Origin of the sequence: Microbacterium enclense (genome assembly GCF_001456955.1) — a bacterium.
Taxonomy (GTDB): Bacteria; Actinomycetota; Actinomycetes; order Actinomycetales; family Microbacteriaceae; genus Microbacterium; species Microbacterium enclense.
Genome location: NZ_KQ758469.1, coordinates 354,731 through 375,897, shown reverse-complemented (window position 1 = coordinate 375,897; position 21,167 = coordinate 354,731). Strand labels below are relative to the sequence as shown.

General features: G+C 70.5%; 18 protein-coding genes. 13 read left to right on the top strand and 5 right to left on the bottom strand.

Annotated elements, in window-relative coordinates:
• Positions 1-3: 3 nt before the first annotated feature.
• Positions 4-945, top strand: coding sequence for an ATP-grasp domain-containing protein (locus AS029_RS07390; protein WP_058231933.1), 942 nt, complete (start codon positions 4-6; stop codon positions 943-945).
• Positions 938-2,251 carry an O-acetylhomoserine aminocarboxypropyltransferase/cysteine synthase family protein gene (locus AS029_RS07385; RefSeq protein WP_082642207.1) on the top strand — a complete coding sequence of 438 codons (1,314 nt, stop codon included), beginning with the start codon at positions 938-940 and terminating at the stop codon, positions 2,249-2,251. The genes AS029_RS07390 and AS029_RS07385 overlap by 8 nt, the downstream gene beginning before the upstream one ends.
• 267 nt (positions 2,252-2,518) lie before the next feature.
• On the opposite strand, the gene AS029_RS07380 is transcribed toward AS029_RS07385, so the two are convergent.
• A complete protein-coding gene (locus AS029_RS07380) occupies positions 2,519-3,580 on the bottom strand; it encodes an LLM class flavin-dependent oxidoreductase (RefSeq protein ID WP_217630065.1) in 1,062 nt (353 codons plus the stop codon).
• A gap of 435 nt (positions 3,581-4,015) precedes the next feature.
• Here AS029_RS07380 and AS029_RS17550 point away from each other — a divergent pair, with 435 nt between their 5' ends.
• Together AS029_RS17550 and AS029_RS17545 are read left to right on the top strand one after the other, a co-directional pair.
• A complete protein-coding gene (locus AS029_RS17550) occupies positions 4,016-6,925 on the top strand; it encodes a M14 family zinc carboxypeptidase (protein ID WP_058231932.1) in 2,910 nt (969 codons plus the stop codon).
• A gap of 59 nt (positions 6,926-6,984) precedes the next feature.
• Complete coding sequence (locus AS029_RS17545; protein ID WP_058231931.1) at positions 6,985-7,572, top strand: hypothetical protein; 588 nt, start codon at positions 6,985-6,987, stop codon at positions 7,570-7,572.
• Between the two features lie 117 nt (positions 7,573-7,689).
• Here the strand turns inward: AS029_RS17545 and AS029_RS07365 are convergent, their stop codons facing one another.
• Both AS029_RS07365 and AS029_RS07360 read right to left on the bottom strand, forming a co-directional pair.
• Positions 7,690-8,799 carry a hypothetical protein gene (locus AS029_RS07365; protein WP_058231930.1) on the bottom strand — a complete coding sequence of 370 codons (1,110 nt, stop codon included), beginning with the start codon at positions 8,797-8,799 and terminating at the stop codon, positions 7,690-7,692.
• A 61-nt stretch (positions 8,800-8,860) separates the two neighbouring features.
• On the bottom strand, positions 8,861-10,087 hold the full coding sequence (locus AS029_RS07360; protein WP_058231929.1) for a hypothetical protein: 1,227 nt from the start codon (positions 10,085-10,087) through the stop codon (positions 8,861-8,863).
• A 187-nt stretch (positions 10,088-10,274) separates the two neighbouring features.
• On the opposite strand from AS029_RS07360, the gene rpsF reads away from it, so the two are divergent.
• From rpsF to AS029_RS07325, 7 genes are all read left to right on the top strand, one after another.
• Entirely contained in the window at positions 10,275-10,667 is a 393-nt protein-coding gene (rpsF, locus tag AS029_RS07355) for a 30S ribosomal protein S6 (protein ID WP_013584644.1), read from the top strand.
• A gap of 5 nt (positions 10,668-10,672) precedes the next feature.
• On the top strand, positions 10,673-11,188 hold the full coding sequence (locus AS029_RS07350; protein WP_058231928.1) for a single-stranded DNA-binding protein: 516 nt from the start codon (positions 10,673-10,675) through the stop codon (positions 11,186-11,188).
• Positions 11,189-11,291: 103 nt separating this feature from the next.
• Positions 11,292-11,546 (top strand): 30S ribosomal protein S18, encoded by a 255-nt coding sequence (gene rpsR, locus AS029_RS07345; protein WP_013584646.1) that lies wholly within the window; start codon positions 11,292-11,294, stop codon positions 11,544-11,546.
• A gap of 10 nt (positions 11,547-11,556) precedes the next feature.
• On the top strand, positions 11,557-12,009 hold the full coding sequence (gene rplI, locus AS029_RS07340) for a 50S ribosomal protein L9 (protein ID WP_058231927.1): 453 nt from the start codon (positions 11,557-11,559) through the stop codon (positions 12,007-12,009).
• A 335-nt stretch (positions 12,010-12,344) separates the two neighbouring features.
• Positions 12,345-13,211, top strand: coding sequence for an ABC transporter substrate-binding protein (locus AS029_RS07335; RefSeq protein ID WP_228375901.1), 867 nt, complete (start codon positions 12,345-12,347; stop codon positions 13,209-13,211).
• Between the two features lie 5 nt (positions 13,212-13,216).
• Positions 13,217-14,083, top strand: a complete 867-nt coding sequence (locus AS029_RS07330) for an amino acid ABC transporter permease (protein ID WP_058231925.1) — start codon at positions 13,217-13,219, stop codon at positions 14,081-14,083.
• Positions 14,080-14,823, top strand: a complete 744-nt coding sequence (locus tag AS029_RS07325; RefSeq protein WP_058231924.1) for an amino acid ABC transporter ATP-binding protein — start codon at positions 14,080-14,082, stop codon at positions 14,821-14,823. Before AS029_RS07330 ends, AS029_RS07325 begins: the two co-directional genes overlap by 4 nt.
• Before the next feature lie 273 nt (positions 14,824-15,096).
• Here AS029_RS07325 and AS029_RS17880 read toward each other — a convergent pair whose 3' ends face one another.
• The gene (locus AS029_RS17880) at positions 15,097-17,496 is read right to left on the bottom strand and encodes a hypothetical protein (RefSeq protein ID WP_058231923.1); all 2,400 of its coding nucleotides are present in this window, start codon (positions 17,494-17,496) and stop codon (positions 15,097-15,099) included.
• 79 nt (positions 17,497-17,575) lie between these two features.
• Positions 17,576-18,904, bottom strand: coding sequence for a hypothetical protein (locus tag AS029_RS07315; RefSeq protein ID WP_058231922.1), 1,329 nt, complete (start codon positions 18,902-18,904; stop codon positions 17,576-17,578).
• Between the two features lie 660 nt (positions 18,905-19,564).
• Here AS029_RS07315 and dnaB point away from each other — a divergent pair.
• Positions 19,565-20,860 carry a replicative DNA helicase gene (gene dnaB, locus AS029_RS07310; RefSeq protein WP_285836963.1) on the top strand — a complete coding sequence of 432 codons (1,296 nt, stop codon included), beginning with the start codon at positions 19,565-19,567 and terminating at the stop codon, positions 20,858-20,860.
• Positions 20,861-20,906: 46 nt separating this feature from the next.
• Entirely contained in the window at positions 20,907-21,089 is a 183-nt protein-coding gene (locus AS029_RS07305; RefSeq protein WP_058231920.1) for a hypothetical protein, read from the top strand.
• The last annotated feature ends 78 nt before the right edge of the window (positions 21,090-21,167 follow it).

Here is a 21,167-nt window from a genome sequence, read left to right as displayed (position 1 = left end):
GGAATGTCGGGCAAGGTCTATGTCATCCACGAGAATCCGCAGTGGATTCCGCCGTTCGCCGCGGCGTTCGAGGCCGAGGGGGTGCCGTTCGAAGAGTGGCTGCTCACCGACGGCTCGATCGATCTCGCGGTCGAGCCGCCCGACGGCGTCTTCTGGTCGCGCCTGAGCGCCTCCGCGCACACGCGCGATCACGCCCACAGCAAAGAGTTCGGCCGCGCCGTCCTGCGCTGGCTCGCTTCGTGGGGGCGCACGGTGATCAACGGCGCCGACGTGCTCGAGCTCGAGGTCAGCAAGGTCGCTCAGCATGCGGCGCTGCGGCACGCGGGCATCGAGGTTCCGCGCACGCTCGCCGTCTTCGGCACCGACGACCTGGCCGCCTCTGCTGCGCGCTTCGGTGCACCGTTCATCAGCAAGCACAACCAGGGCGGCAAGGGCCTGGGCGTGCGGCGGTGGGACTCGGTCGAGGCGTTCGCGGAGTGGATCACCAGCCCCGACTACGAGCCGTCGCCCGACGGCATCACACTGCTGCAAGAGCTGCTGGTCGGCCGCGACTCCTCGATCACCCGGGCCGAGTTCGTCGCGGGCGACTTCGTCTACGCCGTCCGGGTCGACACGAGCACGGGCAGCTTCGAGCTGTGCCCCGCCGAAGCGTGCGCGATCCCCGGTGCAGACGGCGTCGAGCCCGAGCCCCTCTTCCGCCTGCGCGACGACGTCGACCCGGCTCTGCTCGACCGCTATCTCGCGTTCCTCGCGGCCGAGGGCGTGGGCATCGCCGGCATCGAGTTCATCGAGACGCGCGACGGCCGCACGGTGACCTACGACGTCAACACGAACACGAACTACAACCCCGACGTCGAGGCATCCGCCCCCCGCTCGGGCCCGCGCGAGATCGCGCGCTGGCTCGGCTCGCTCCTCCCGCGCGAAGTGGAGACCCTCCGTGGCTGAGCCGGGCGTGCCGCACACCGACTGGCACGGCTTCGGCTTCGCCACGCGTCAGGTGCACGCGGGCGAGCAAGAAGATCTGACGCACGGCTCGCGCATCACCCCGGTGCACCTGTCGGCGGCCTACCGGTTCGCCTCCTTCCAAGAGGCAACCGATCGATTCGCCGGGGCCGACCTCGGTCACCTGTACTCGCGCAACGCCAATCCCACCAACCAGGTCGCCGAACGCCGACTCGCCTCGCTCGAGGGCGGTTCGGGCGCCATGGTGGTGGGCTCTGGGCAGGCGGCCATCACCGTGTCGCTGCTGGCACTGGCAGGTTCCGGTGAGCACATCGTCTCGACGGCGAGCATCTACAGCGGCACGCGCGTGCTGTTCGACCGCACCTTCGCGCGCATGGGCGTCACGGTCGAGTACGTGTGGGACCCGACCGACGAGGCCGAGTGGGACGCCCTGATCCGCCCCGAGACGAAGGCCATCTTCACCGAGACGCTCCCCAACCCCAAGAACGACATCGTCGACATCCCCGCCGTCGCGCGCATCGCGAAGCGCCACGGCATCCCCCTCGTCGTCGACAACACGATCGCGACCCCCTTCCTGGTCCGCCCGATCGAGCAGGGCGCCGACATCGTCGTGCACTCCGCGACCAAGTTCCTCTCGGGTCACGGAGCCAATCTCGCCGGCGCGGTGGTCGACGGCGGAACGTTCGACTGGGTGGCATCCGACCGCCCCTACCCCGCCCTGACCGACACGCCGATCGCCGCGCACGCCTCTTTCGTCGAGGCGTTCGGACCCCGCGCGTTCGAGCTGTCGCTGCGGTTCGGCATCGCCAACGACACCGGACCGGCGCTCTCGCCGCTCAACGGCTTCCTGCTGCAGCAGGGCATGGAGACGCTGTCGGTGCGCATGCGGCAGCATCTCGCCAGCGCTCGCACCGTCGCGGAGTGGCTCGAACAGCACGACGCCGTCGAGAGCGTCGACTACGCCGGACTCCCCTCGCACCCGCAGCACCACCTCGCGGTGCGCGATTACGGCGGGTTGTCGGGCTCGGTGTTCTCGTTCACGGTGCGCGGCGGGCGCGACGGCGCCGAGCGGTTCTTCGACGCGCTGCGCCTGTTCAGCCGCATGACGAACATCGGCGACACCCGGTCGATGGCGCTGCACCCGGCGACCACGACGCACATCGGCTTCACGCAAGAGACCCGCGATCGCCTCGGCATAAACGACGGACTCGTGCGCCTGTCGATCGGACTCGAGGATGCCGAAGACCTCATCGCCGACCTCGATCAGGCCCTCCGCGCGGCGGTGTAGGCCCGCCGCCGCGGCACCTTGCGCTTCCGGCGTGCGGTCGGAGCACCCTTGGGGCGGAGGTCCCTGAGCCTGTCGAAGGGTCCGGGCGTTATACCGGGCCCGGTGGCTTCGACGGGCTCAGCCACCTGCGTGCGCGGCGCGGATCGTGCCGCGGGGCTCGGCGGCTGGGGCGGGCTCAGCCACCTGCGTGCGCGGCGCGGGTCGTGCCGCGGGGCTCGGCGGCTGGGGCGGGCTCGGCGTGCTCGCGCCAACGCCGCAGCCCGCGCCTCACGCGTCGCGCTGCGCCTCCAGGCGCCGCACGCGCGGGATGACCTCGGCGGCGAAGCGCTGCAGCTCGGGCAGGTGCGGCGAGAACTGCAGCAGCAGCGTCGAGACGCCGACGTTCGCGAACGCCACGATGCGCTCGGCGACCTGGTCGGGCGTGCCGACGAGGTTGGGCCGCAGGCCGCGGTTCGACACCGAGTACTCCTTGAGGTCGACCGGGGTGTCGAGCTTCGACTTGCTGACGAAGTCCTGGTACGAGCCGTAAGCCGCTCCCCCGCGCACGTCGGTGATGCGCGCGATCTCGGCCTGCGCCTCCTCCTCGGTGTCGCGCACGATCGCGTACGCGGCCATGCCGAACGCCTCGAACGGCGTCGCGCCCGCCGCAGCGCGCCGCTGACGCATGTCGTCGACCTTGGCCGACAGCTCCTCGAGCGTGCCGCCGTGGGTCAGGTAGGCGTCGGCGAAGCGCGTGATCGAGGCGCGACCGGCCTCGCTCTCGCCACCGGCGTACAGACGCGGGATGACGCGGGGCTTCGGCTCCGTGTACGTGCCCTCGGTGCGGTAGTACTCCCCCTCGTACGCGAAGGGCGTCTGAGACCACAGCCCGCGCAGCACCTCGACCCACTCGATCGTGCGGGCGTAGCGATCGTCGTGGGCGCTGAAGAGGCCGTCGTACTGCTTCGCCTCCTCGGCCCACCACGCCGACACGACGTTGAGGGTGAACCGCCCGCCGCTGATCTCGTCTATCGTCGCGGCCTGCTTCGCGGTGTGGAACGGGTTGTGGAACCCCGGGCGCACGGCCGTCATGAGCTCCAGCGACGACGTCACCGCCGCCAGTCCCGCCGTCACCGCCCACGCGTCGAGCGACGGCGCCTCGACGCCCTTGATGTCGTTGAGGTTCAGCTCGGGGATGAGCGTGAGGTCGAACCCGCCCTCCTCGGCCGCGCGGGCGATCTTGGCGATGTGGGCGAACGAGACGGGCGTTTGCTCGTCGTCGACATTGCGCAGCCAGCCGCCGAAGATCGGGGTCCAGTAGCCGAAACGCACGCGTTGGGGGGAGGTCATGGCATCCATCCTCCCGTCTGCACGAAGGAGCGGTTTCGACGGTGACACCGGAGGTCACAACGGCTATGCCGACGCGCGCACGCAGGGCCACCGTCTCCGCCGGAAGGCCGTGCGCGCACGACGGCGACGCACAAACTCGGCGATGCGCACAACCTCAGTCGCCGAGCGGCGGATGCCACGGAGATTGTGCACATCGCGGAGGTTGTGCACATCGCGGAGATTGCGCACATCGCGGAGATTGCGCGCGCGCTAACCCGCCCCGACCCGGCCACAGAACGAAGCGTTCCCCGAGAGCGGTAACACCCGAGCGCACGCCCGTCACCGCGGCGTAACACGGCATCCATAGGTTCCTTTCAGGTTCGGCCAACCGAATCGCCCCCCGTCGCCGTGCGTGATGCTCCACGATGCACGGCACGCAACCCTGATGGAGATCCCGTGCAGAGACGCATTCTCGCGGGCACTGTCGTCTGCGGCTTCGCCGCCACGACCGTGTTCGCCGCCCTCCCGGCCTCGGCCGCGATGGTTCCCCCCTCGCTGAACATCGTGCGACCCGTGTCGCCGTTGATCGACATGCCCGCCAGCTACCCGGTGCAGTCCGAGCTGAAGGTGTTCCCCGACCTTCCGGAAGACGCCTCCATCGCGCGCGGCGTGCGCCCTTACGACGAGATCGCGCCGTTCCTGAACACGCTCATGGACACCAGCGACCGTGTCTCGGCGCAGGTCGTCGGCACGTCGGCGCAGGGTCGTGACATCTACCTCGTGACCGTCACGACGCCCGAGACCGCGGCGCAGACGGCCCAGCAGGCCGACTGGCGCGACCTCATCAAGGCCGACCCGGCCGCCGCGGCCGCCGACGCGACGCTGCAGAGCGAGTACAAGGTGCCGATGTGGTTCAACGGCAACATCCACGGCAACGAGTGGGAGGGTACCGACGCCACCCTCAACTACATCGAAGACCTGGCGACGTCGACCGACCCGGCGACCACCGAGATGCTCAGCGACCACCGCGTGTACTTCACGGTCACCAACAACCCCGACGGCCGCGCCCTCGGACAGCGCGGAACAGCCAACGGCTACGACCCGAACCGCGACTTCATCACGGGCGCCACGGCCGAGGCATCCATCGTCCGCGACCTCGCCAGCGTCATCCAGCCGACGTACTTCATCGACCTGCACGGCTACACGAGCGTGCTGCAGGTCGAGCCCTGCGGCCCGCCGCACGGCGAGAACTACGAGTACGACCTCTTCGTGCCCCACGCCTACGCGACCGCCCTCGAGATCGAGGATGCCGTGACCGCGGCGAACATCCCCGGCAACACGTACTACGACCCGGCGACCGACAGCGTGACCGAGACCAACACCGGTTTCATCAACATCCCCTACCGCGACCAGCGGTCGGGCTGGGACGACTGGCCCCCGATCTTCGCGCCGCAGTACGTGGCGTACCAGGGCGCCATCACCAACACCGTGGAGCTGCCGCTCGGCCGCTCGGGTGACCAGCCGGCGCGCGCGAAGGTGAACATCGAGGTCGCCGAGGTCGTCATCGACACCGTCGTGGACTACGTCGACGAGCACAGCGACGCCCTGCTCGAGAACCAGATCGAGATCTTCCGCCGCGGCGAGGCTGGCGAGCCCAGCCGCGTGATTCCCGCCGACATCGCTCCGGCGGACCTCGCGCCCGGCGTGCCGACCGAGTGGACCGACATCTGGGACGAGACCGACATCTACAACGCCGACTTCCCGCGCGCCTACGTCATCCCCGTGGGTGACGGCCAGCGTTCGGACTCCGACGCGCAGACGCTCGTGCAGCAGCTGCTCGTCAACGGCATCCGGGTCGAACGGCTGACGCAGGCCGCTCGTCTCGAAGGGGTGGACTACCCGGCCGGCTCGTTCTACGTCGACATGCATCAGCCGCTCCGCGGGCTCGCGAACGTGCTGCTCGCCGACGGATCCGACATCTCCGATCGCGTGCCTGACATGTACGACATCTCCGCGTGGAGCCTCGCGCTGCTGTGGGGCGCCGACGTCGCACGCATCGGCGAGACCACGGATCCCGCGCCCACCACCGCCCTCGAGGCCGTGACCGAGGCGCCGCTGACCGGGTCGGTTCCCCCCGGCGCGGGTTCGCTGGCGTTTGAGCCGCGCGGCGTCGCCGACTGGCAGGCCGTCAACGGGCTGCTCGCCTCCGGGATCCCGCTCTCACAGCTCTCCGACGGCACCATCGTGCTCGGCTCCGGGGCGGCATCGCGCGCGGCGGCCGAGTTGGCGGCCGACCTGTTCGGCGTCGACTTCACCCTCGTCGCCGGAGCGCCGGCCGACGCCACCGAGCTGCGCAGCGTGCGCGTCGGCTACGTCGGCGACGCGGGGGACCGCGACGCGCTGACCAAGCTCGGCTTCACCGGACTCGTGCCGGTCACCGCCGCAGCGCTCGCTGCGGGCGAGGTCGACCTGTCGAGCGTCGACGTGCTCTACGTCGGCACCGGGCTGAGCTTCTCCGCGGAGCAGCAGGCCGGAGCCGACCGGGTGAAGGCGTTCATCGCGGCCGGCAACCCCGTCGTCGGGCGCGGCGCGGGCGGTGCGGCGTTCGTGAACACCTACGTCGCTCCCCTCACCGCTGTCACCGGCACCCGCGGATCGAACGGCATCGCCCGCGTCGAGACCCCCGCCGCCGGTGTGCTGGGCGACTACCCGCAGGACACCGCCTTCGGCTACCCGTTCGCGTGGTTCCCGAACCCGGCAGCCGGAGTCACCGTCGAGCAGCGCTACGCCGCGTCGAACACGTTCGTTGCCGGCCACTGGCGCAGCACCGAGGGACAGGCGATCCAGGATGCCGCGGGCCAGGCGTCGGCGGTCTCGCTCACCGGAGCGACGGGAAGCCGTGCCTTCGTGTTCGGCACGTCGCCGACGTTCCGCGCGCACCCGGTGGGCGCCTTCAGCGACATCGCCCGCGCGGTGTTCTGGGCGGTGGAGGAGCCGGTCGACATCGAGCCGACGCCCACGCCGACCCCGACGCCGACGGCCGAGCCCACGGTTGCGCCGACGCCGGAGCCGACGGTTGCGCCGACTGCTGAGCCCACGGTTGCGCCGACGGTCGAGCCGACGCCGGAGCCGACGGTCGCACCGACCGCCGAGCCGACGGTCGCGCCGACGGCCGAGCCTACGGTTGCGCCGACGCTCGCGCCGACGGCTTCGGCCACGCCGGTGCCCGGCACCGGCTCCGGATCGCTCGCACAGACCGGCGCTGACGACGTCTCGTCGCTGGGCTGGCTCGCGCTCGCGGCCGGCATGGTCGGGGTCGGTCTGGTCGTGATCGGCCGGACGCGCTCGACCACCTCGACGCGCTGACCCCGCTCCGGGGAGGGGCACCCGCCCCTCCCCGGAGTCCCCACTCTGGAGCTCCACCCATGACCCACCCCGAAGACTCCGCGCAGAATTCGGATGCCACGGCCTCCGGCACGGCATCCCCTCTCCCCCGTCGCCGCGCGGCGCTCGTCATCGGCTCAGCGCTCGTTCTCGGCGGCATCGCGCTCGCGATCTGGGCGGTGACGGCGACGGGCTCGTCCGACCCGCAGGTCGCGGCGCCGTCGACGGCCCCGTCGGCCTCGAGTTCGGGAACGGCCGGCGACTCCCCCGCGGCCGAGTCGCCTGCGGCGCCCGCGTCCGCGGCATCCACTCCCCCGGCTGCTTCCGCGGAAACCCCGGTCATCTCGGCTTTCGCCGTCGAGCCGGCGGTAGCGGCGTGCCCCGACGACCGGGCCAGCACCGTGCCGCTGACGTTCTCGTGGACCACCGCCGGCGCCGAGCGCGCCTGGATCGGGATCGCGACGACCGATGCGGCGGCGCAACCCGCGGCGGAGGTCGACCTGACCAGCGCCGATTTCTCCGAGCTCGCTTTCGCGTGCAGCGACACCGATCAGGTGTTCACGCTGACGGTGCAGGGCGCGGGCGGCACGGTCAGCGAGACGATCGCGATCTCCCGCGAGCTCGACTGACCCTCCCGGGCAGAGGTGGCTGAGCTTGTCGAGGCCGCCGGGACGGGTGCGGCGCCGTGGTTCGGACCCTTCGACGGGCTCAGGGTCCTCGGCGCAGCGTCAACGCCGCCGGCTGTGTCAGGACCCGAGCAGGTCGAACACGATGCTCAACAGCCACCACCCGCCGATCGCGACGGCGAAGACGACGGTCACCCACGAGAAGCCGCGGCGGAGCCTGCGCCCGCCCTTCGCGACACCCACCGGCGGGGGAGTGAGCAGCGCGCTCGGCTGTGCCGGGAGACCGGATGCCGCGGCTCCCGCCGTCGGCGCCGCCGTCAGGCGCTCGTCGCGCCACCGCGCCCACTGGGCGAGCTTGTCGTCGAGGGCGGCCGCTGTGGTGAACAGCCACTGCCACGTCGCGGGATCGAGGGTCGAGAGGTCGCGCCGCGAGTAGAGGAACAGCCAGTCGTCGATGATCTCGACGTCGAGGGCGGCGGCGTTGTCGACGAAGCGCGCCATCACGTCGGGAGTGAAGAGGTAGAGGGCGTCGCGCTCGTACCCCTCGGGGCAGTACAGCGCGAAGTGCTTGTCGAAGTCGCCCTCGAGGCTGAGGCGCTGGTTGCGGCCGAACGTGACCGGCAGGTTGGATCCGCCGAACAGGCCGTTGTTGCCCACGGCATCCAGCACGATGTGGGGAAGTGGCGTGTCGAGCCGGAGCGCGGCGTACCCCCAGCGGTGCGTCTGCTTGTTCTTGCCCGAGCCGGTCTCGTAAGTGAAGTTGGCCACCTCGAAGAACCGCGGACTCGGGCGCCGCATGAGGTCGTGCGTCTCGCGGTCGCGGCCGAGGCCGAAGATCATGCCCGGCAGCTCGGGATCCATGTATCCCGGATGCCAGGTCATGCCGTTCGCGCGGGCGAACCGGTCGAACCGGTAGCGACGGACGGCCGCGCCGCCGAGACCACGCACGATCGCCGTCGCGACGACACCGATGATCGCGAGGACGACGAGCACCGGGATCACGGCGAAGCCGTTGCCGCTGCGCTCTTCGCCGATGGACAGGGCGATCGAGACGAAGACCGGGCCGATGATGAAGAGCGCCGCGAGGCCGATTATGACGAGCACGATGATCGACAGCGCGCGCCCCCGCAGGGTGCCCTTCGCCCGCAGCTCGGCGGTGAAGGCGCGCACCTTCGCCCGGTCGACGGGCTCGGTCAGCGGCGTCGTGTCGAGCTGCGCGGTCGCTGTCATGTCGTTTCGCCTCCGTGAGCGACGGTAGTCGGGCCTTCCGACATCCGCGGGGTGCGGGCTCTCATCGCAGGGCCAGCAGCAACAGGAACGGGCCGAGGGTCACCGCCAGACCGCCGATGCCGAACACGGTGAGCACGATCGCGACGACGATCCACGGGCTCCTTCCGCGCAACCGGCGCCCCGGTGGCGCGACGCCCACCGGCGGTCGCACCCTGGGTTGCAACGGGGCCGCGGGCACCCCGGCCCCGTTCGATCCCGCGGAAACCCCGGCCCCCGCCGGAACCGCGGCCCCCGGCGCACTCGCTGGAAGTCCCACCCCCGGCGCACCCGCCCAAAGCGCGGCCCCCGGCGCCCCCGCCGCCAACCGGTCATCACGCCACCGCGCCCACTGGTCGAGCTTCTCTAGCAGCGTCGAGATGACCGAGAACACCCAGGCCCACCGCGCGGGGTCGGTCGACGACAGCTCCTCACCCGAGTACAGCAGCAGCCAGTCGTCGACGATCTCGACGTCGAGCACCGAGGCGTTGTCGATGAACCGCGCCATCACGTCGGGCGTGAAGAGATAGAGGGCATCGCGCTCGTACCCCCGCGGGCAGAACAGGCGGAAATGCCGGTCGAAGTCGCCCTCGAGGCTGAGCTGCTGGGCGCGGCCCCACGACGCCGGCAGGTTGGAGCCGAACAGGCCGTCGTTGGCCGTGGCATCCAGAACGATGTGCGGCAGCGGCACGTCGAGACGGATGGCGATGTAGCCCCACCGCATCGTCGTCGTGTTCTTGCCGTTGCTCACCGTGTACGTGTGATTGCCCACCTCGACGAAACGCGGTCGATGCCCCCGAAGGATGTCGGATGCCACCCGCCCGCTGCCGATGCCGAAGATCACGCCCGGCAAGCCCGGCGCCGGCACGGCGGGGACGTACTCCATCCCCACGTCACGGGCGAAGCCGGCCATGCGCCAGCGGCGGTCCTCCTGCGCGCGTCGCCCGTGCCGGAAGGCGACGTAGCCTCCCGCGATCACGCCGACGCCGAGCAGAAGCGGGAGCAGGAACAGGATGCCGAGCAGCGGCGCACCCTCACCGAGAGATGCGGCGAGCACCACGAACAGCACCGTGAGCACCACGCCCCCGACGCCGAGGATGACCACGCCCGCGACCATCGCGACGATCGCCGAGGCCGAAGACGAGCCCGGAAGGCGCTGTTCGGCGCGCAGCCGGGCGGTGAACGCGCGGGCGGCCGTACGGTCTTCGGGCGCGGTCAGCGCCCGCGCGTCGAACGGTCGAATCCCCACCATGCGGCACCCCCGGCGTCGTCCCTGCTCCCACGTTACCGAGCACGATCGCCCGAGACGGCGGCATCCGTTAGACTACGAAGGTTGTCCGGCGACGCCCATGCGCGTGTGAGCCCGCGACGACGTGCAACACACCCTCCTGCTGCCGGGAAATGCCCGTCAGCCGTTCTAGTCCGAAGGAGGTGGGTTAGTGACGCACCAGTACGAACTCATGGTCATCTTCGATCCCGAGGTCGACGAGCGCCAGGTCGCTCCGAAGCTCGACGGATTCCTCAAGGTCATCACGGCCGATGGAGGAACCATCGACAAGGTCGACATCTGGGGCCGCCGTCGTCTCGCCTACGAGATCCGCAAGAAGAACGAGGGCATCTACGCCGTCGTCAACTTCGTCGCGACCAGTGAGGCCACGAACGAGCTCGACCGTCAGCTGAAGCTGAACGAGCAGATCATGCGCACCAAGGTCCTGCGCGCCGAAGAAGCGATCGCCCAGGTCGCCGCCGAGGCCAAGCGCTCCGAGGAGAAGGCCGCCCGCAAGGCCGCCGCTCCCCGCAAGGTCGAGTCCGCCGAGAAGGCTGCGAAGTAACGACGATGGCCGGCGAAACCGTCATCACCGTCGTGGGCAACCTCACGGCTGACCCCGAACTGCGCTACACGCAGAACGGCCTGCCCGTGGCGAACTTCACGATCGCGTCGACCCCCCGCACGTTCGACCGTCAGGCGAACGAGTGGAAGGACGGCGAGGCGCTCTTCCTGCGCGCCTCGGTGTGGCGCGAATTCGCCGAGCACGTCGCCGGTTCGCTGACGAAGGGCAGCCGTGTCATCGCGACCGGTCGCCTCAAGCAGCGTTCGTACCAGGACCGCGAGGGCAACAACCGCACCTCCATCGAACTCGAAGTCGATGAGATCGGCCCCTCGCTCCGCTACGCGACCGCCCAGGTCACCCGTGCCGCCGGTGGCGGCGGTGGCGGCGGCGGTCAGCGCCCGCAGGTGCAGCAGTCGAACGACGAGCCGTGGTCGACCCCCGGCTCGAACAACGGCGGCGGCAACAGCGGCGCTGACGCGTGGAGCACTCCTGGCTCCTACGGAGACGACACCCCGTTCTGATCTTCGCCGCGCTCTCGCGAGCACGACGACCCCCGAAATTCCGGATGCCATGCCCCGGTCCCCGTGACCGGATCGGCATCCGAACCACACGAAAGAAGGAAGCATGGCTGGAAAGGCCACTGGCGACCGCCGCAAGCCGCGGAAGGGCGCGAAGAACGCAGCCCCCGCGAAGGCGATCCGCGTCGGCGTCATCGACTACAAGGACGTCGCAACCCTCCGCAAGTTCATCTCGGAGCGCGGCAAGATCCGCGCCCGTCGTATCACCGGTGTCTCCGTGCAGGAGCAGCGCCTGATCGCCCGCGCCATCAAGAACGCGCGCGAGATGGCTCTCCTGCCCTACGCCGGCGCCGGCCGCTAAGGAGCACCCGATGGCAAAGCTGATTCTCACGAATGAGGTCACCGGGCTCGGTAGCGCCGGTGACGTTGTCGAGGTCAAGAACGGGTACGCCCGTAACTACCTCATCCCGCAGGGCTTCGCCGTGGCCTGGAGCCGTGGTGGCGAGAAGCAGGTCGCGTCGATCCGCGCCGCTCGCGAGTCCCGCGCGATCCACGACCACGAAGAGGCCGTGTCGCTGAAGAACAACCTCGAGTCGAACACCGTCAAGCTGGCTGTCAAGGCCGGCAACGAGGGTCGCCTCTTCGGTTCGGTCAAGCCCGCCGACGTCGCCGACGCCGTCAAGGCTGCCGGTCTGGGCGAGCTCGACAAGCGCAAGATCCAGATCACCTCCGCGATCAAGTCGGTCGGCGAGCACGAGGCGACCGTTCGCCTGCGTGACGACGTCACCGCCGTGATCACCCTCCAGGTGGTCGCCGCGAAGTAATTCGCTGCATCTCGAGAACGGCCCCGCTCCTGCTTCGGCAGGGCGGGGCCTTTCTGCGTGTCTGGGGCGCTGGCTTGCGGCGGGGGCGGTTTCGGGCGTCGGGGCGTGTTTCCAGGGTTTGGGGCGGGTTCTGCGCCTTGGGGCGGTTTTCTTGTGCCCCAAGGCGCCGATCCCGCCCCGAACGGGAGGACAGCACCGCCCGGGCGCGAGCGGACCGTTCGCCGACCCGCGTGTCCCCCGAAGACGCCCCCGACGCCTGCCGGGGCGCCGACTGGGTACGCTGTGCTCCACACAGCACTCCGGGGATGCCCCCGACACGTCCACGAGGAGACACCGTGACCGCTTCCGCACGCCTGCGCCGCGCCGCCGCCCTGACCGCCGTGGCCGCCGCCACGGTCGTCTCGCTCACCGCCTGCGCCTTCGCCCCCACCGGCTCCGACGCCGGAGCCGCCCCGGCCACCGAGGGTGCCCTGCAGACGGTCACCGCCGGCAAGCTCACCATCGCCACCGGTGAGCCGGCGTTCTCGCCGTGGGTCGAGAACGACGACCCCGCCTCGGGCGAGGGCTTCGAGGCGGCCGTGGCCGACGCCGTGGCGACGCAGCTGGGCTTCTCGGAGGACGACGTCGTGTGGGTGCGCACCACCTTCGACAGCGCCATCGCCCCCGGCCCCAAGGACTGGGATCTCAACGTGCAGCAGTTCTCGATCACCGATGAGCGCAAGCAGGCCGTCGACTTCTCGTCGCCGTACTACACCACCACGCAGGCCGTCGTGACGACCGGGTCGTCGCCCGCGGCATCCGCCACCACCGTCGCCGAGCTGAAAGGCATTCCCGTCGGCGTGATGAGCGCGACCACGAGCTACAGCGTCGCCGAAGACCAGCTCGGCACGGCGAACCTCAGCGTCTACTCGTCGAACGACGACGCGGTCGCCGCCCTGCAGGCAGGGCAAGTGGATGCCATCGTCGTCGACCTCCCCACCGCCTTCTACCTCGCCGGTGCCGTGCTCGACGACGGCAAGGTCGCCGGCCAGCTGCCCGACTCCTCCGTCGGTGGCGACGAGCTCGCGTTCGTGCTCCCCAAGGGGTCGGCGCTGACGACCGCGGTGTCCGAGGCGGTCGATGCTCTCCGAGCGGACGGCACTCTCGACGAGCTGCAGCAGAAGTGGCTCGCCGGCACGGCCGCCGCTCCCGTGCTGAAGTAAGCGTCGTGGCATCCACCCCCGTCGACGCGGCGTGGCGCCCGAGCGATCTCGAACTGGGTCGGCGCCTCACGCGGCGTCGGCAGTCGACGAAGTCGGTGCTGATCGCGCTCGTCAGCTCCGTGGTGTTCGTCGTCGTGGTGGGGTGGGCGATCCTGTCCAGCCCCGGCTGGGAAGACGTGCGTCGCAGCTTCTTCGACGTCGACATCGCGATCGCGAGCTTCCCGTCGATCCTGGCCGGTCTGTGGGTCAACATCCAGGTGCTGTTGGTCGCGGCGATCGCCGTCGCGGTGCTGGGCACGACCCTGGCCGTGCTGCGGTCGCTGCGCGGGCCGGTGTTCTTCCCCCTCCGCGCGTTGGCGACGGTGTACACGGATCTTTTCCGTGGCATCCCGTTGCTGATCGTGCTGTACCTCGTGGGGTTCGGTGTGCCGGCGCTGGGGATCTTCGGCCGCGTGCCGGTGGTGTTGTGGGGAACCATCGCGATCGTGCTGACCTATTCGGCGTACGTCAGCGAGGTGCTGCGAGCCGGCATGGAGGCCGTGCACCCCTCGCAGCGGGTCGCCGCCCGCTCGATGGGCCTCACGCACGGACAGACGCTGCGCATCGTCGTCATCCCGCAGGGCGTGCGCAAGGTCGTGCCCGCGCTCATGAACGACTTCGTCTCGATGCAGAAAGACGTCGGCCTGATCTCGGTCCTCGGAGTGGTGGATGCCATCCGCGCGGCGCAGATCGCCGCGGCGCAGTACTACAACTTCACGCCGTACATCGTGGCCGCGCTGTTGTTCGTGGCGTTGGCGCTGCCGATGATCCGGCTCACCGACCACGTCTCGGCGCGGTTGGCGAAGCGCGAGCAGATGGGCGGGATCGTGTGAGCGTGCTCGACGTCCGCGGCATCCGCAAAACGTTCGGCGACCACGTGGTGCTCGACGGCATCGACCTCGAGCTCGCGAAGCACGAGGTCGTCGTGCTGATCGGCGCGTCGGGCTCGGGCAAGTCGACGCTGCTGCGCACCATCAACCTCATCGAGCGCGTCGACGACGGGCAGATCCTGTTGAACGGCGACGACCTCACCGATCCGACCATCGATCAGGATGCCGCCCGCGCACGCATCGGCGTCGTGTTCCAGCACTTCAACCTCTTCCCGCACCTCCGCGTCATCGACAACGTGACGCTCGCGGCGCGGAAGGTGCACCGGATGCCGAAGGCCCAGGCAGACGCCCGCGGCACCGAGCTGCTCGAACAGCTCGGCCTCGGGGCCAAGGCCCGTGAATTCCCCGACCGGCTGTCGGGCGGTCAGCAGCAACGCGTCGCGATCGTGCGCGCCGTGATGACCGACCCCGAGCTGTTGCTGCTCGACGAGATCACGTCGGCGCTCGACCCTCAGCTCGTCGGCGAGGTTCTCGATCTCGTTCGGGTGCTCCGCGACCGCGGCTCGACCATGCTGATGGCGACGCACGAGATGTCGTTCGCGCGCGAGGTGGCCGACCGCATCGTGTTCTTGAAGGGCGGACGCATCGTCGAGCAGGGCACGCCGGCGCAGATCCTCGACGCGCCGCAGCACCCCGACACCGTTGCGTTTCTCGAGCGCGAGCGGCGCGGGGGAGCGCTGTAGGCCGCGGGCGTCTGCGCCCGCGGAGGCGTGAGCTGCCGCGAGACGTTCTGTCAGACGCCGAAGGAGGGGATTTCAGTGACGGGAGGGTCCTCCGCGGCTGCGGCATCCTCCCTTCCCCAGACGACCTCCCGTCCGGGGCGGGTTCGCGAGTGCGGTGACCCCACTCGGACGGCACCCGTCCGGGCGCGCCACGACACCGGATGCCGCCTCGAACGGTTGGCATCCGGTGTCGCGCTCTTCGCGGAGGGATCGGCCCCTCCGCAACTCGATGCGTCAGATGGTCGCTCGGCGGCGTCGCATCAGCAGCGTGCCTCCGAGCAGGAGGGTCAGCAGACCCGCAATGCCGAGGGCGACTGCTGACGAGCCGTCAGCTCCCGTCACAGCCAGCGTCTTGGCGTCGCCGGAGGCGACAGGCGCTGTGGCCGAGTACGACATCGCCGACACGGATGCCGTGGAACCCTCGACCGGGGCGGTGATGTTGCTGCCGGGGGTGCCGGGCGTGCCCGGCGTTCCCGGGGCGCCGGGGGTGCCGGGTGTTCCGGGGGTGCCGGGGGTACCCGGGGTGCCGGGGGTGCCGGGCGTTCCCGGGGTGCCGGGGGTACCCGGGGTGCCGGGGGTACCCGGGGTGCCGGGGGTGCCAGGCGTTCCCGGGGTGCCGGGGTTTCCGGGGTTTCCGGGGGTGCCGGGGGTGCCGGGGGTGCCGGGGGTGCCCGGTGTGCCCGGTGTGCCGGGGGTGCCGGGCGTTCCGGGGGTGCCGGGGGTGCCCGGTGTGCCGGGGTTGCCGGGCGTTCCGGGGGTGCCGGGGGTGCCGGGGGTGCCGGGGTTTCCGGGGGTGCCGGGGGTGCCGGGGTTCCCGGGCGTTCCCGGCGTGCCGGTGTGCGAGCCGCCGGTGTGGCTGTCGCCGATGATCGACACGGCGTTTCCGCCGATCGTCACGGGCAGGCTGATCGGGGCGATCAGCTGGTTGCCGCCGAGGATGCTGTCCGATCCATCGGTGGTGATGCCGCCGAGCAGGCCGCCGCCGTTGCCGCCGGTGGTGGTGGCGTCCGTCGACGTGCTGTCGCCGATGACGGAGACCGTGTTGCCGCCGATGGTGACGGGCAGGCTGATCGGGACGATCGCCTGGTTGCCGCCGAGGATGCTGTCCGATCCATCGGTGGTGATGCCGCCCAGCAGGCCGCCGCCGGTGCCGCCGGTGGTGGTGGCGTCCGTCGAGGTGCTGTCGCCGATGACGGAGACCGCGTTGCCGCCGATGGTGACGGGCAGCGAGATCGGGGCGACGAGCTGGTTGCCGCCGAGCAGACTGTCGGTGCCGTCAGTCGTGACGTCGGTGCCGTGGCCGGAGCCGCCGTTGCCGCCGGTGGTCATGGCATCCGAGGTGTGGCTGTCGCCGATCACGGAGACCGCGTTGCCGCCGATGGTGACGGGCAGCGAGATCGGGGCGACGAGCTGGTTGCCGCCGAGCAGACTGTCGGTGCCGTCGGTCGTGACGTCGGTGCCGTGGCCGGAGCCGCCGTTGTCGCCGGTGGTGGTGGCATCCTTCGAGGCGCTGTCGCCGATCACGGAAACCGCGTTGCCGCCGACCGTCACGGGGACGTCGACCGGGATGACGGCCTGGTTGCCGCCGAGCAGGCTGTCACCACCGCCGGTGGAGACGTCGCCGCCGTGGCCGGAGCCGCCGGAGCCGCCGGTGGTGGTGGCATCCGAGGTGTGGCTGTCGCCGATCACCGAGACCGCGTTGCCGCCGATGGTGACGGGCAGCGAGATCGGGGCGACGAGCTGGTTGCCGCCGAGCAGGCTGTCCCCACCGTCGGTCGTGACGTCGGCGTGGTGGTCCGATCCGCCCGAGCCACCGCCGGTGGTGGTGGCGTCGTGCGAGACGCTGTCGCCGATCACTGACACGGCGTTCCCGCCGACGGTCACTGGCACGTCGACCGGGATCACGCCCTGGTTGCCGCCGAGCAGGCTGTCGCTGCCGTCAGTGGTGACGTCGCCGCCCGAGCCGGAGGACCCGGTCGAGGTGGTGGCATCCGAGGTGTGGCTGTCGCCGATCACCGACACGGCGTTGCCGCCGACGGTGACGGGCACGTCGACCGGGATCACGGCCTGATTACCGCCGCCGACGCTGTCGCTGCCGTCGGTCGAGACGTCACCCGAGCCGCCCTCGTCGGAACCGCCCGAGCCCGAACCGCCCGAGCCCGAGCCGTGGTGTCCGGAACCGCCCGAGCCTGAACCGCCCGAGCCCGAACCGCTCGAGCCCGAGCCGCCCGAGCCCGAGCCAGAGCTCGACGATCCGCCCGAGGTCGTGGCATCCGAGGTGCTGCTGTCGCCGATCACCGACACGGCGTTGCCGCCCACGGTCACGGGCACGTCGACCGAGACGACGCCCTGGTTGCCGCCGAGCAGGCTGTCGCTGCCATCGGTGGTGACGTCGCCGCCCGAGCCCGACGAGCCGCCGGTGGTGGTGGCATCCGAGGTGTGGCTGTCGCCGATCACCGAGACGGCGTTGCCGCCGATGGTGACGGGTGCGTCGACCGAGACGATGCCCTGGTTGCCTCCGAGCAGGCTGTCTGCCCCGGAGGTGTCTACGGCGTTCGCGACGCCGCATCCGAGAACGGCCAAGCCGCTCCCGACGAGCGCGCCCATGAGGACGCGCGAGTGGATCTTGCGCATGAGAGTTTCTCCTGTAGATGAGTGAGGGTGCGCGTGCGCGCGGGGTCATCAGCCGTGCAGAAGCACAGCGAGACCGGCCTCAGTCAGGAGAAGCGTCGGTGTCGTAGACGGGGATGCCGGGGAGGTCGTCGTCGACGTCGCCCCCGTGAGCCAGAAGGGTCAGCGCGAAGGCGAACGCGCCGTGGTCGGCGGTGCCGGCGGTCGTGCCGCTCGCGCCCGATCCGGTGGATGCCGAGGATCCGGCGCCGGTGCCCGCGCCCAGCGCGAGGGGGGCGGCGTCGTCGGCGGGGGAGTCGGCGGGAGTCGAGGGGGCGTCCACGGCGGAGGGGGTGGATGCCACGACCGCGGCCGCGAAGTACCGGGCGACCTGCGCGGCGGAGGTGGGCGTTGAGACCGCCGGGATGACAGCCGTGGAAGCCGGGGGAGTGGCGGCCGACTCGAGGCTGGGGACGACCGCCTCGGGCTCGACGGGAACCGACGGCGCCGCGGGCGACGTCACGGGAGGAGCCGTGACACCGGGGGCGGGGGTGATGCCGGGTCCACCGGGGATCGAGGGCACGACCGGGGCGATCTCGGGAGCGGTGCCGACGACGACCGGGAGGGTCTCGTCGACGGTGCCGGCGACGTCGGTGACGACGCCGCCCAGGCCGGTGTCCTCGACGACTCCGCCGACGATGGGGAGCGATTCGGCGGTGTCGACCACCGGCTCCGCGATCGCGCCGACGACGCCCGACGAGGCGACATCGCTGACGACGCCTGTCACGGTGCCGACCGTGCCGGTGATGACGGTGTCGGCTGTGTCGAGGGTGCCGCGCACGAAGCCCGGCGAAGCGACGTCGGTGACGACGCCCGCGACGGTGTCGACGGTGCCGCCCACGAGGGAGTCGGCCGAGCCGACGGTGGTGGTGGCGGTTCCGACCAGCTGGGGGGCCGCGTCGGTGACGGTGCTGACGACGTCTGCGACCGGGGCCGGAGCGATCTCGGCGACGGGTGCGGCGGTCTCGGCGACGACCTCGACGACAGGCTCGACGACCGCGGTGGCGACCGGCTCGACGGTCTCCGCGACCGGCTCTGCCACGGTGGAGACGACGGGCTCGACGGCCTCGGCGGCCGGTTCGACGACGGCGGTGGCCGCGGGTGCGACGGTCTGGGCGACGGGTTCGACGACGGCGGTGGCGACGGGCTCGACCACCTCGGTGGCGACCGGTTCGACGACGTCTCCCGCGGTGTCGGTGACGACGTTCACCGTCGATCCGGCGACGCCGAGCAGGCCCGATCCGGAGTCGGAAGCGGATGCCGATGAGGTGGAGGCGAAGAGCGAGATGACCGCGAGAGCAAGGGAGACGAGCACGCCCAGCAAGAAGGCGCGCACGATGCGCGGCGCCCCCCGGCTCAACGTGGCATCCATGATCCGCCCCCCAAAGGTGAATCGTCGGCAACTCCAGGTGGGCGACGATACGCCCGGATTCACCCGTACGAAAGAGGCGGGGTGAATTCTCGGTAGTGCCTACGTAGCCGCGGTCTGACAGGCGACACGCCCACGCGCCGCGGGATTTGACACGCGATGCCGCGGATCGATACGCCTCCGTCGAGTTATCCCGAGTTGTACACATGCCTTTGTCAAGTCGGGGAACCTTCAACGAGTACTTCAACCCGGATTTCCCCACACATCCTGTGGAGAAAGAAAACCCAGGTCGAGAGCGGTATGCCGTGCGGAATCCACATTCATCCACCGAGTTCTCCACAGGAGTTGTGCACAGACACCGCGGCGTTTCCCGCAGACTCTCCACAGAGTTATCCACAGGCATATTTGCGTGGGTGCGAGGTGGTATCTAGCGTGGGGGCAGCCCATCGGGCATCCTCTTCACCTTGCCGCGCGCGTCGATGTCGGACGTCGGTGATTCGATGCTCCCGAGGTCGTTCCACCCTCGCCATCGCATCCCTTGCGCGCGCGTGAGGGGGTCGCCGGGGCGGCCCGAGAGCAGAAGGAGAGCCCGTGTCGATCGCTGACATCGCCGAGGAGCGCCTCGGAAAGGCACCGCGTCCCGAGCGCACGCCCCCGCACGACATGCTCGCCGAGCAGAGCGCGCTGGGCGGCATGCTGCTGTCGAAAGACGCCGTGGCCGATGTCATCGAGACCCTGCGCGGCCCCGACTTCTACGTGCCGAAGCACGAGCTGATCTTCGAGGCCATCCTCACGCTCTACTCGCACGGCGAGCCGACCGACGTCGTGGCCGTCACCGACGAGCTGATCAAGACGGGTGAGCTGCAGCGCGCCGGGGGAGCGGACTACCTCCACACCCTCACCTCGATCGTGCCCACCGCGGCCAACGCCGGCTACTACGCGTCGATCGTCTCGGAGCGCGCGATGCTGCGCCGCCTCGTCGAGGCCGGCACCCGCATCGTGCAGATGGGCTACGCCGGCGAGGGCGACCCGGTCGAGCTCGTCAACAGCGCCCAGGCCGAGATCTACAACGTCTCGGGCGACGACAGCGCCGAGGACTACATCCCCCTGACGGTGGCGGTGGATGCCGCTGTCGACGAGATCGAGGCCGCGCGCGGCCGCGACGGGTCGATGACGGGCATTCCCACCGGCTTCGCCGGCCTCGACCAGCTGACCAACGGTCTGCACCCGGGCCAGATGATCGTGCTCGCCGCGCGCCCCGCCATGGGTAAGTCGACGCTCGCCCTCGACTTCGCCCGCGCCGCCGCGATCAAGTCAAACGCGCCGTGCATCTTCTTCTCGCTCGAGATGGGGCGTAGCGAGATCGCCATGCGTCTGCTCAGTGCCGAGGGCCAGATCCCCCTGCAGAGCATGCGCAAGGGAACGCTCGACTCCCGCGACTGGACCACGGTCGCCGCCACCCGCGGCCGCATCAACGACGCCCCCCTCTACATCGACGACAGCCCCAACATGACGCTGGTCGAGATCCGCGCCAAGTGCCGCCGCCTGAAGCAGCGCGAGGGCCTGAAGATGGTCGTCATCGACTACCTGCAGCTGCTCACCAGCGGCAAGCGGGTCGAGTCGCGCCAGCAGGAGGTCAGCGAGTTCTCGCGCGCGCTGAAGCTGATGGCGAAGGAGCTGCAGGTTCCCGTCATCGCCCTGTCGCAGCTGAACCGTGGCGCCGAGCAGCGCGCCGACAAGAAGCCCGCCCTGAGCGACCTGCGTGAGTCGGGCTCGATCGAGCAGGATGCCGACATGGTGGTGCTGCTGCACCGTGAGGCCGCGTATGAGAAGGACTCCCCGCGTGCGGGCGAGGCCGACCTGATCGTGGCGAAGCACCGTAACGGTCCGACTGACACGATCACCGTGGCGTTCCAGGGGCACTATTCGCGGTTCGCGGATATGGCGCCGGGGATGTGACGAGCTGCCGCGGCGCCGCTCTGCGGTCCGTGCGTATCCTCGCTCCGTGGAGAAGGTATGGATCGTCTACCGGGGCGACGAAGACGTGGAGATCCTCGGCGTTCTGCGAAATCAAGACGAGGCGACGAGGCACGCACAGACTCTCGCGGAGACGCGGTACGAGGGAGAGCGGATTTGGACGGGCGGCTACGCCGTGCCGTATCGCATAACTGACGACATCCCGCGCTGATGTGAGAGGGTCCGGACGCGAGCCCGACCCCTCTGCCCGGCGCAACGGATCGTCTCAGTTGCACCTGTGGCTCCATGA

Bases quoted from the DNA above. Each gene is read 5' to 3' on its own strand.
- AS029_RS07365 (WP_058231930.1), bottom strand. From the start codon at position 8,799: ATGACAGCGACCGCGCAGCTCGACACGACGCCGCTGACCGAGCCCGTC.
- AS029_RS07315 (WP_058231922.1), bottom strand. From the start codon at position 18,904: ATGGATGCCACGTTGAGCCGGGGGGCGCCGCGCATCGTGCGCGCCTTC.
- AS029_RS07360 (WP_058231929.1), bottom strand. From the start codon at position 10,087: ATGGTGGGGATTCGACCGTTCGACGCGCGGGCGCTGACCGCGCCCGAA.
- dnaB (WP_285836963.1), top strand. From the start codon at position 19,565: ATGCTCGCCGAGCAGAGCGCGCTGGGCGGCATGCTGCTGTCGAAAGAC.
- rpsR (WP_013584646.1), top strand. From the start codon at position 11,292: ATGGCTGGAAAGGCCACTGGCGACCGCCGCAAGCCGCGGAAGGGCGCG.
- AS029_RS17880 (WP_058231923.1), bottom strand. From the start codon at position 17,496: ATGCGCAAGATCCACTCGCGCGTCCTCATGGGCGCGCTCGTCGGGAGC.
- rplI (WP_058231927.1), top strand. From the start codon at position 11,557: ATGGCAAAGCTGATTCTCACGAATGAGGTCACCGGGCTCGGTAGCGCC.
- AS029_RS07350 (WP_058231928.1), top strand. From the start codon at position 10,673: ATGGCCGGCGAAACCGTCATCACCGTCGTGGGCAACCTCACGGCTGAC.
- AS029_RS17545 (WP_058231931.1), top strand. From the start codon at position 6,985: ATGACCCACCCCGAAGACTCCGCGCAGAATTCGGATGCCACGGCCTCC.
- AS029_RS07380 (WP_217630065.1), bottom strand. From the start codon at position 3,580: ATGACCTCCCCCCAACGCGTGCGTTTCGGCTACTGGACCCCGATCTTC.
- AS029_RS07390 (WP_058231933.1), top strand. From the start codon at position 4: ATGTCGGGCAAGGTCTATGTCATCCACGAGAATCCGCAGTGGATTCCG.